Here is an 11,099-nt window from a genome sequence, read left to right as displayed (position 1 = left end):
TAGCCCGTCCACTCATGACGGGCTATAAGAGCCCATCCCACTTTCAAGAGTGGAAGTTATTTAATTCTCATTCCTTAAATTTATGATAAGTCTCTCTACCTAAAACAACACACACCAATCAACTTGGTTTCTCAACCCAATAAAACGGGCAAATTTTATAATTTCAATTTGCCAACTGCAAATCTTCGCGATCGTCGGTATATAACAAATGGTGACATCTTTGAGCGTGCAGTAAAGATTGAGGAAATTCGTACTGAGATAAGAGGATATCTTCCAGCGCAACTTTCATTTGATTGGCACAGATATGTGGTGGCATTTTGCCCATTCCCGTACCCATGCCGGGAATAGCGATAGTTTCAATTATATGTTTGACAGGAGTTCCATCTGCGACTGAGCCAAATTTTACGAGAGTCAAAATAGCGCGGGTTGCTAGATAAACATTTACTGTTTCTCTTAAAACTGTGGGAACGCGCATAATTGGGGCAGCTATTAAATAGGGAATTTCTGCATGATCCGTGTCTACAATTTCTGCCATGCCTACTAAGAGTTCGCCGTGATGTCGAGATTGAATTATTTTTTGCAAGCGTTCAAGAACCTGCCCTCCAAAATATTCCGAAATTTCTAACTCTAAGCCGTCGTCCATGAAACCAAAACTATTCCCCGGACTAACAATAGCATCGCATTTCACATCAAATATTGAACCGTGATGTATCTTTACATTTTCCATACTGCCGCAAGTGCTTTCCCAGGCTCTAACTAAACTATCGTCTAAGGCAGCCAGCACAATTTGCATAAATACTCTCTCTTAATTTTAATGGCGAACAGCCAGAACGATCGCCAATTTAATCCTACAATACTTTACATAAGTCCGCTGAATCTAAAATTCATCTCAATTTCAACTAGCAAATGTTCAATAGCTACGAAATTTTTTGCTCGCACACACCCTTAACCTAATACAGAGAGAGCTTTTAACGCGGTTGTCACCCTCTCAGTTTTAGGTGTGATGAGCTGTACTGCATCGTGTTTTCTGGCCCAGGGGCTAAAGTCTGCAAGCTGTTTCCCGATCTTGTTTTCAGTTTACTCTTTCTCGGTTGAACTCACGTTTAATAAATACTGCTTATGACGCTCCGATATCGGTGTTCTCAAAAGAAAGGTTGAGGATTGAAACAGCGTTTGGTGCGTTTATGCTCGTACATCAGTTTATCAGCCTTTGCCAGCAATTGTTCTAATAAAACTTCATTATTTAAATCCCCAAACTGCACACCAAGACTTATTGATATATAAGCTCGCTCTGACTGTTGATTAAAGCGATCTATATTGTCTTGCAGCCGAGCATGAAAATTAGTAGATGAATCACCAGAAAAGTTAGGAATAAATAAAGCAAATTCATCTCCTCCCAGTCGAGCAACAATATCCGCCTCACGAAAGGTTTGTTTCAATATTTGAGCTGCGTCCACGATTACTCGGTCTCCCATTTCGTGTCCTAAAGTGTCGTTAATTTTTTTCAAACCATCTAAGTCAGCGAACAAAATAAAATAAGATGTTTGCGTGCGCCTCGCAATTTTTAGTTGTTGCTCTGCTAGTAAAAAAAAGCCCCGTCGGTTATATAATCCCGTTAATTCATCGGTCACGGATAGCTGTCTTACTTCTGCTTCTGCCCTCAGACGTTCTTGGATTTCATGTTCTAAACGTTGATTTTGTTCTAGCAGTTGTTGGCGTTGCTGTTGGATGAGTAATTGATTTTTTACTCGCATCAGCACTTCCTGTTCTTGAAAGGGTTTGGTAATATAGTCTACGCCACCGAGTTCAAAGGCTCGTACCTTGTTTTCTAGTCGTTCGAGGGCACTGATAAAAATAACCGGTATCTGAGCACTCGCTTCCGATGCTTTTAACTTTTGGCAGACTTCGTACCCATTCATTTCGGGCATATTGATGTCAAGTAAAATTAGACTCGGTGGGTCGCGATGAACACCTTGGAGTGCCATTCTGCCGTTGAGGGCTTTACGGACAATATAGCCCTGTGACTCTAGAATTTTGGCTAACAAGCGTAGATTGTCTGGGGTATCATCCACGATGAGAATATGCGTTTGGGCTACAAGTTTGAATAAAGCTGTCATGTTCTTATTCCTAAATCTGGGTGAGAGTTGCGATCGCTTCAAGCTGAAAGTTATCTACCAGAGATGTCATCGCCGCGATGAAATCTTGTTTCTCCTTGGGAATTTGAGCGATAAGTTCATAAAGCTTATTATCACTAAGATCGAGTGCTGCTTCATGAACTTCTGCAATCCACTTGGGGGGCATGGTTTTCAAGTCTGGAGTCAATATCTTTGGTGGCGAAGCTGATGAGTCTGACTGAACTTTTTCGGCGTAGCAGTAGCGGACGCCCAAGTGATGAGCTATCTTGTCGAAAAGTGTGTCTTCAGTAAACGGCTTGGCAATGTAGTCATCGCAACCGACTTGCAGGCTGGCGGTGCGATCGTCCTCAAAAGCATAGGCAGTGAGGGCAATTATGCGTGTAATTTGTCTTCTGTCCTGTGACATTTGCCCTGAGTTATCTGCTGATGACTCATGACTCATGACTAATGACTGTTGTGCTCGAATCTGTCTCGTCGCTTCATAACCATCCATGACAGGCATTTGAATGTCCATCAAAATCAAGTCAGGGTGCCATGTTTGCCAACGATCGATCGCCTCTACCCCATTTTCCACCGCACACACATCAAACCCAACTGACTCCAGCAGCGTCACCAGCAGTTGCCGATTTTCTAGAACATCTTCTACTACTAGAATTCGGTAGATAGGTTGCCCAGGTTCGATCCCGATAATCCGATCGCTAATTTCAGGTTCATCTAAATCAACCGACTCTGGTAGTTCCAAAACGACTTGGCAGGTAAAAGTCGAGCCTCGATTCAGGGTGCTTCGCACGGTGATATCCCCTCCCATCAGACGCGCAAACTCACGACTGATAGACAGTCCTAAACCTGTTCCTCGATCGTGGCAACCGCGATTGGTTTGCATGAAAGCCTCAAAAATTGATTCTAAATCTGAGGGAGAAATGCCAGGCCCGGTATCCTCAACTTCGAGACACAAGGTAATAGTTGGTTTAATATCGGGTGGATTAGTGGCGCGATCGCAATTTGTACCGGATGGCATATCATCTAATGAAAAAGCTCGTCCACGTAGGGCTATGCTTCCTGTTGTTGTAAATTTGAGCGCGTTCCCCAGCAGATTAATCAAGATTTGGCGAAGTTTTGCTTGATCGCCACACACATAACGGGGGACAGTAGCATCCCACTCGCTGCTCAGATGTAACCCTTTCTCAGGCGCTTTGATGGTAAACATCTCGTTAATAGAACCTAGCAGTCGATGCAGATTAAAACAGCTTTTACTCAGTACCAATTGCCCTGCTTCAATCCTAGACATTTGCAAAACATCGTCGATCAATGTCAGCAAGTGTTCTCCACTACGGGTAATGATCCCTAAATGCTCTTGAAATTCTTCTGGGATATAGGGGCTGCGGTTCATAAGCTGGGTAAATCCCAGAATCGCGTTGAGTGGCGTTCTGAGCTCGTGGCTCATGTTGGCAAGGAACTGGCTTTTGGCACGGTTGGCTATAGCGGCCCTTTCAGCAGCGTGTTCTAGGGCTGCTTGCGAAAATTCTAACACCGCCAGCATGAGGATATGTCTCATTTCGGCAGCAGCTTCTAACTCTGCAATCTGCCACGGATAAGACATCTGGCGCACTGTCTCTTGCCACCGTTCAAAGGATCTGCGGGGACACAGGTGCATTTTTCCAATTTCGTCGATCGACACAGCATCCTGTGGATTACCTGCCCAGTTTATCGTTTGAATTTGTTCGGGTCGGAACCAAAGGATATGATATGACTTTTGTTTGGCATAGCATAGGAAGATTGAGATTGCTAAAACACCGCTAGCTCGCTCTTTGAATTGCTTGGCTTGGGGATACAACTGAGACAAAGAAGCTGTTGCAAACACTCGTTCTTTGTTCTGTTGCAGCAACCACTGCACGAGTTCGTCTACCTCAGCTTCAGATGGTGTTTCACCCACCAATGTCAGACGACCATCGAGCAGAATTGCAGCTCCCTGAGCATGAACTAAATCTAGCAATTGAGAAGCATTTTCGGTCAATACCTGTTCGATAAAATTAGAATCCCGCCGGAATGCCTGCTGAAGTTTATCCTGAATAGTTTTCGCCTGCGATCGGTAAACGTTCAATTCTCGCTCTTGCTGATGCACCAGTTCGATCGAGGCAAATTGTCCTAAAAATTCACAGCTTTTGCGAGTTTCGTAATCTACCAATCGCGGGCTGTAATGGTGACAGGCAATTAATCCCCAGAGACGCCGATCGTCAATTAACGAAATCGTTAGTGTCCCAGCCACTCCCATATTCTGCAAATATTCAATGTGGTAGGGAGATACTCCCCTTAACACACAAGCACTGAGATCCTGGGGTGTATTGGTTAGGGGATGGTTGGTGGGAATTAGGCGGGCCGGGGTGTAATTGATATTGGGAATTTGGCGCACCCAATTGCTGTAAAACAATTTGCGGGCGGGTACGGGAATATCGATCGCCGGGTAATGCAATCCCAAGTAGCTTTCTAGATAGCTTTCTTTCTCTTCAGCAATCACCACCCCATGCTCATCGGCTTCAAACCGATAAATCATAACGCGATCGAACCCTGTCATGGCTTTTACTTCTCTAGCAATGGTTTGAGCTAAATCAGAAAGACCGAGCGCAGTGCGAAAGTTGAGGATAACTGTTTGCAGACGCTGATAAAAATCCATTGCATGATTATTTTCAATAGTCAATTGGGGCTCTAGTTCCAGAATCAACTCATCGGGTCGCTGATGCACTGTGCTTCTAAAACTTTGAATTTTTCCGTCTTTTAGAGGTATTTTCAGATTAAAACTATTATGAATCTTGAGCTTTTCTTGATTGAGATACCTGACCATTTCTTGTACTTGCTCGTGACCAAATAGCCATGGCAATGGCTGACCTAGCAATTCTGCGACAGCAATGCCAAAAAACACTTCTACATTGTCACTTACTTGTAAAATATTGAGCGTTTTTTTTTGCAACAATAAAAGTATTCCGTGGGGCTGAATATGACCGGGAGCATATACTGATTCTTCACTGCATTCCTCTAAATTTGTTAAATCTAAAGGAGTAATTTCCGAAATCTTTGGTACTTTATGAGGCATTTTAGAGCAGTAGTTATCAATAAAAATCAAGGATGTTTTTTGGAAAACTTTACCAACAATAAAATTGAATTATTGTTGGCTGTGCCTAATTTCCTAAGCTGTTCGGCATTTAAAGGACTTGCGTAAGGTGCGTCAGCATCTAAGGTTTTCCGTTTCAGCGTAAGGGTTCGCGAATGACGCACCCTACTAGCCTCGTTACTGGTTAAATGCTCCACAGCTTAGTCCTAATCAAACGTTTAACTGCACAACAGCTTATAAATCCAATGGAGGAATTCCACTTGGGAAATTACCTTGAATTAGATTAAGGATTTTCTCAAATTGATACTGGTGGGCGAGTTCCGTCAGATGAGTACCGAATTGAGCCAGGTCTGATGAAAGTTCAGCTACCAGTTCAACGATCGCAAAATCATCCCCACATAAAGCAGCATCTTCCAACTCAACCACCCATTCTTTTGGTAATGTCGCCAGAAGCATTGGATCGAGGGAATTTGAAACGGAAGATGCAACAGAACAGAGATCAGAAGGAAAACAATCTGTTCTTCGTTCGCCTTTTTCTGTGTCCTCTTCCTCATATACATACTCTAAACCTAGATATTGGGCCATCTTAAGAAAGAGGGTTTGTTCCCGGAAGGGCTTGCTGATGTAGTCGTTGCAGCCAGCAGCTAAGGCGAGGGCGCGATCGCTCTGGGAAGCTTGGGCCGTAAGTGCAATAATGATACTGTTCTGTCCGTCTTCCATTGCCCGAATTTGCTTCGTAGCCTCGTATCCATCTAACACGGGCATCCGAATGTCCATCCAGGTTAGGTCGGGTTGCCATTGTTGCCAAATCTGCACAGCTTGCTGTCCGTTGGTAGCTTCTTTTACCTCTAATCCTAATTGTGTCAGTAATCTGACCATTAGCAAGCGATTTTCTGCTTGATCGTCAACCACCAAAATGCGACGATCCCGTTCACTGGGAGCCAGCCCAATCACGAGGCGATTATTCTCTTCCGGTGTAACATTAACTCCACTGATGGGGCTGACGGGAAGGGTAAAGGTGAAGGTACTCCCCTCTCCCAGAGTGCTGCTGACAGAAATTTTTCCGCCCATGAGTTCCAACAATTTGCGGCTAATAGTGAGACCTAGACCAGTACCGGCGATCGATCGCTTCCCAGCTTGGGCTTGCACAAACGCATCGAAGATAGTATCGAGTTCGACCGATGCAATCCCTACACCTGTGTCAGCGACTACACACTGGAGAATCTGCCGAGTTGTGGTTAATGCCCCTGTACCGTCCGCCTCAATGCTGACTTGCAAAGTAATGCTTCCCCTCTCGGTAAATTTGATGGCATTACTCAGCAAATTGAGCAAAACCTGGCGCAGTTTTTGAGCATCGACAATCATAAATTGGGGAACTTCTGGCGCAATCTCGAAACAAAAGTCAAGTCCTTTAGAACTTGCTCGTTCCGCCAACATATTTCGGAGGGAATGCAGCAGCGCAATTAAGTCCAATCCGCTTTGTTCAACTGTGCAGTGTCCCGATTCAATTTTCGAGAGATCCAGCACATCGTTAATCAAACTCAAGAGGTGATCCCCACTCCGTCGAATTGTTTGCAGGTCTTGTTTTTGGTTGGGAGTTAAAGAGATGTCATGGGTCATTACCTGAGCAAATCCTAGAATTACGTTGAGAGGAGTGCGTAATTCGTGGCTCATATTGGCTAGGAAGGTACTTTTTGCCAAATTCGCTGCTTCTGCTGCTTCCATGGCGTGCAGCAGTGCCAGTTCTTTTTGTTTGCGATCGCTGATATCTTTATGCGTTCCAATCATCCGTAAAGGCTTACCCTCTTCATCGTAGGCAACGATTTTCCCGTAGTTAGCGATCCACTTCCACTCACCTGACTTGCAACGCACACGATAGTCAAAGGCATATTTGAGAGAGCTATCTTGCAAGTTACTATTGAGAGTCTCAAAAACCCAGCATTTATCATCAGGGTGAATCATCTGTTCCCAGACTTTCACATCCATCACCAACTCACCGGGCTTGTAGCCCAGCATCTCCTGGTAGTAGGAATTAATGTAAACTTCTCCAGTTGCAATTTTCCAATCCCATAATCCATCTCCAGAAGCTTCTAGTGCCAGCATTAAGCGTTCTTCACTCAGTTGTAAAGCGGTTTCCGCTTGATGTTGTCGTGTCACATCGATCGCCACACCACCTACTAGCATTTGCCCAGGTAAGTCGGGGATGAGAAATTTGTAAACCAAAAACTCACCCAGAGTCCCATCTCGACGGGACGCCATCTCAATCGTTTCAATTAGCTCGTTGGTTTCAACAACCGTTTGGATATTGTCTAGATATTGTTGGGCGAAGGCGGCAGGGTAAAGTTCAAAAATGGATTTTCCAATCACATCCTCACTGGGTAACTCCAAGGTATTGAGATAAGTCTGGCTGGCATAGAGCATTACACCATTTTCATCGGTAATCCAGGCAAGGGCAGGGCTGTGATTCATGAAGGCTTGGAAGCGAGTTTCACTCTCTCGGAGTGCCTGTTCTGCTTGTTGGCGTTCCGCTTCGTTGCGTTTGCGATCGCTAATATCCCGGCAGATACAGAAGTTCATCATCTCATCTTGTAATTCCACCCGGTTCCAGCTAATTTCCACGTCATATACAGAACCATCCGGGCGGCGATGTCGCGTTTCAAACAGCGGAATAACCTCCTCTCTCTGGAGCATAAGTTGTAGTTCTTCCTTCGTCCATTCAGCATCCCAATCAAACACACTCAGATTCAGGGTTTCTTCTAGGGTGTAGCCCAGCATTTGAGCAAAACTGGGACTAGCTTCGACAACTTTTCCGACCCAATCCATGACAACAACACCGTCCATTGAAGTGTTGAAGAAGGCTTTACTCCGCAGGAGTTCCTGTTCTAGTGCAAGTTCGGCTTTTTTGCGATCGCTAATATCTTTCATGAAGCAGTAATGCCCCAAAAATTGATGCTGTTCGTCGTAAGTTGAAATCATCACCAATTGCTTATAAAAAACCGAACCGTCTTTACGAACCCCTCTGGTTTCTACTTCAACTCTGCCCTCTTGCACCATCAGCTCATAGGCTGCAACGAGTTTTTTCAACTCATCGGGATCTACGGTTTTTTCCCAGGACATCCCGATCATTTCTTCTGGCTGATAGCCTGTCACGTCAGAATATGCTTTATTGACATAGATGTAACGCCCTTGTACATCCAGTTTGGAAATGCCGGACAGCGCATTTTTCATCACATCACTCAGTTCTCTAAGCTCTGCTTCTGCGTGTTTGCGATCGGTGATATCTTCGGAAAAACAAAGTAGGTACTGGGGCTGATGCTGCTGGTCGAAAATGGGAATCTTCACCGTATGCAGCCAACGTTTTCCGAGACTATGACTGTCAATGATTTCTTCAGCAATATCCTCACTCTTACCTTTCTCAAAGGCTTCTCTATCCTTCTGGTCAAAAAAGATAGCCTGTTCTGTTGGGAAAAAATCATAGCCACTTTTGCCGATCGCTTGTTCCGCTGAAATGCCAAATAACCGTTCGCTGGTTTTATTCCAAAACTGAAATACCCCAAATCGTTTAGGCTGTGCGTCCTTAACAAAAATTGCGATCGGTAAATTATCCAGCAGTGCTTGTAAGAAATTGCGCGTTTTTTGGATTTCCAGTTCTACTTTTTTGCGCTGGCTAATATCAATAAACGTAACTACAACTCGTTGGATTTGACCAGTTTGATTTAACTCAGGGTAGGCATTAACTAATACCCAAATACAACAATCACTTCTTTTTTTAATTCCTAAAACATAATTTTTGATGGAATTTCCAGTGGATAAAACCTGATTCACGGGATATTGTTCTAGGGGGATAACGCTGCCATCTTCCCGCACCAACTGCAATGCCGACTCGCTCACTGTTTTTCCCAGCATTTGGTCAATTGAAAACCCTAGTAATTCAGCGGCTGTTTCATTACATAATTGGAGGCAGGTATCTGTCCCATGAATCACAAAACCCGCATTTAAGTTATCGATCAATTGCCGATATCTGGCTTCGCTTACCTGTAAAGCAACTTCAGCTTGCTTGCGCTCCGTAATGTCGGTGTGAGAGCCAGCCATCCGAATTACGTTACCTGCATCATCCCAAAGTGCTTGACCACGATCCAAAATCCATTTGTAGGAACCATCTTTGCAGCGAATGCGATGTTCTGTGATATAGAAAGGAGTTTTCTTGGCAAAATGATCTTGAACGGCTTGCATCACCCATCCCAAATCATCGGGATGTACCAGATTAGCCCATTCGTCTAGAATGTTTTGGATTTCATGGTCTTCATAGCCCAGCATTTCCTTCCAACGACTAGAAAAGAAGACCTCGTTGGTTTGAACATTCCAATCCCAAATGCCGTCATTATTCCCGCGTACAGAAAGTTCCCAGCGTTCTTCACTTTCACGTAGTGCTGCTTCTGCTTGTTTGCGATCGGCAATATTCCTGCCAATCTTTGAGGCTCCAATTATATTCCCTGCTTGGTCTTTAATGGGGGAGACACTCATCGAGACATCGATTAATGTTCCATCTTTCCTCCGCCTCTTGGTATCGTAGTGTTTGATGCGTTCTCCTCGCTGGATTTTGGCGAGAATTTCGTTTTCCTCCTCTCGATATTCTTCGGGAATCAGCTTTCTCCCTGATTGCCCTACTATTTCGGCCGCTGTATAACCAAAAATTGTTTCGGCTCCTACATTCCAACTTGTAACTACACCCTCTAAATCTTTACTAAGAATGGCATCTTCCGAAGATTCAACGATCGCAGCTAGTCGGGCGATCGCAATTTCTGCCTGTTCTCGCTGGTGAATTTCCCATTGCAACTGGCGATTAGCTTTTTTGAATTTATCGACTTTTCCATAACTAATTTGTGCGAGATACACGACCCACATCAGGATCAAAACCAAAACTAAACCACCAATTAATACAACTCTTGGCCAATAAAACTTGACATTATTTAGTAGATATGAAGTTGGAAAAACCTCTATCCTCCAGTCTACACCATAGGCTTTCACTACAACTGTTTTATCCTCGGGTTTTTGAGGCAAATACTTTTGACCGTAGATCAAATTTGGGCCATCATATATAGCCATATTGTACCCAGATGACACTTTTAAAATACTCTCAAATAGAGTTTTAAATTGAAAAACTCCGACAATAAACCCATCAAACCGTTCACCTACAAACAAAGGAAAACTTGCTAAAAATCCTTTACCCCCTTGAACAAGTGAAATATTGCCACTTAAGATAGGTTGACGCAAATCACGAGCTACTTGCAAAGTAATTTTCCGACGTAGTTCCCCATTCAAATCTAGGTTTTGCGCTGCCTCATTCCCTGCCAGTGGTGCAACCCATCGCACTTTAAATGATGGATCGACTAATGCGATCGCCTGATAACCGTAAAAATCCTTTACATAAGCCTCAGCATCGGCTTCCCAAAGAGCCTTTGGTGTACCGCCATTGGCTTGCCAGCGACTCGCCATTTGCCGAAGCGTCAACACTCGAATGGATAATCCTTCGGTTAGTTGTGACTGAATCGCATTGGCTTCCTGCTGAATTAACTGCTCAATGTGAATTTGTGCATTGATGGTTAGCTGTTGCCACGTAAATAAAACAGCAAAAGAAGCCACCACACCAAGCAAAAGAGGTAGCAATCGTTTAATTGGTGTTTGGTCTAAACTTATAATGACTTTGCGTCGATGTATCACCATAAATTAAGCGATAGATGAATAGAGCGGTTTTCGATTGATTGGGCTATAATTGGGTAATTTACTGAGGCAAGAGAGCTAAGTATTGAGCCGGAAAACCCGTTAGTTATAAGGCAATATCTAAACTTTATACCCCC

5 protein-coding genes are annotated in these 11,099 nt (G+C 44.0%); all 5 read right to left on the bottom strand.

What is annotated here, in order from left to right:
* Positions 1–163: 163 nt before the first annotated feature.
* The 5 genes from QT984_RS27480 to QT984_RS27460 all read right to left on the bottom strand — a co-directional run bounded on the left by QT984_RS27480 (position 164) and on the right by QT984_RS27460 (position 10,965).
* Positions 164–793, bottom strand: coding sequence for a macro domain-containing protein (locus tag QT984_RS27480; RefSeq protein WP_333056959.1), 630 nt, complete (start codon positions 791–793; stop codon positions 164–166).
* Between the two features lie 349 nt (positions 794–1,142).
* The gene (locus QT984_RS27475) at positions 1,143–2,117 is read right to left on the bottom strand and encodes a diguanylate cyclase (RefSeq protein ID WP_333056958.1); all 975 of its coding nucleotides are present in this window, start codon (positions 2,115–2,117) and stop codon (positions 1,143–1,145) included.
* 10 nt (positions 2,118–2,127) lie between these two features.
* Positions 2,128–5,223: a response regulator gene (locus tag QT984_RS27470; protein ID WP_333056957.1), complete on the bottom strand. Its 3,096-nt coding sequence runs from the start codon at positions 5,221–5,223 to the stop codon at positions 2,128–2,130.
* 26 nt (positions 5,224–5,249) lie between these two features.
* Positions 5,250–5,438, bottom strand: a complete 189-nt coding sequence (locus tag QT984_RS27465; RefSeq protein WP_333273976.1) for a hypothetical protein — start codon at positions 5,436–5,438, stop codon at positions 5,250–5,252.
* Between the two features lie 37 nt (positions 5,439–5,475).
* Positions 5,476–10,965: a PAS domain S-box protein gene (locus QT984_RS27460; protein WP_333375365.1), complete on the bottom strand. Its 5,490-nt coding sequence runs from the start codon at positions 10,963–10,965 to the stop codon at positions 5,476–5,478.
* Positions 10,966–11,099 lie beyond the last annotated feature (134 nt).

Source organism: Microcoleus sp. Z1_B2, assembly GCF_036700325.1.
Classification (GTDB): domain Bacteria; phylum Cyanobacteriota; class Cyanobacteriia; order Cyanobacteriales; family Microcoleaceae; genus Microcoleus.
Note: the sequence above shows the minus strand (reverse complement) of the source record. Positions and strands in the feature narration are given on the sequence as shown.

Excerpts from the sequence above, each read along its gene's own strand:
- QT984_RS27480 (WP_333056959.1), bottom strand. The coding sequence starts at position 793 with ATGCAAATTGTGCTGGCTGCCTTAGACGATAGTTTAGTTAGAGCCTGG.
- QT984_RS27475 (WP_333056958.1), bottom strand. The coding sequence starts at position 2,117 with ATGACAGCTTTATTCAAACTTGTAGCCCAAACGCATATTCTCATCGTG.
- QT984_RS27470 (WP_333056957.1), bottom strand. The coding sequence starts at position 5,223 with ATGCCTCATAAAGTACCAAAGATTTCGGAAATTACTCCTTTAGATTTA.
- QT984_RS27460 (WP_333375365.1), bottom strand. The coding sequence starts at position 10,965 with ATGGTGATACATCGACGCAAAGTCATTATAAGTTTAGACCAAACACCA.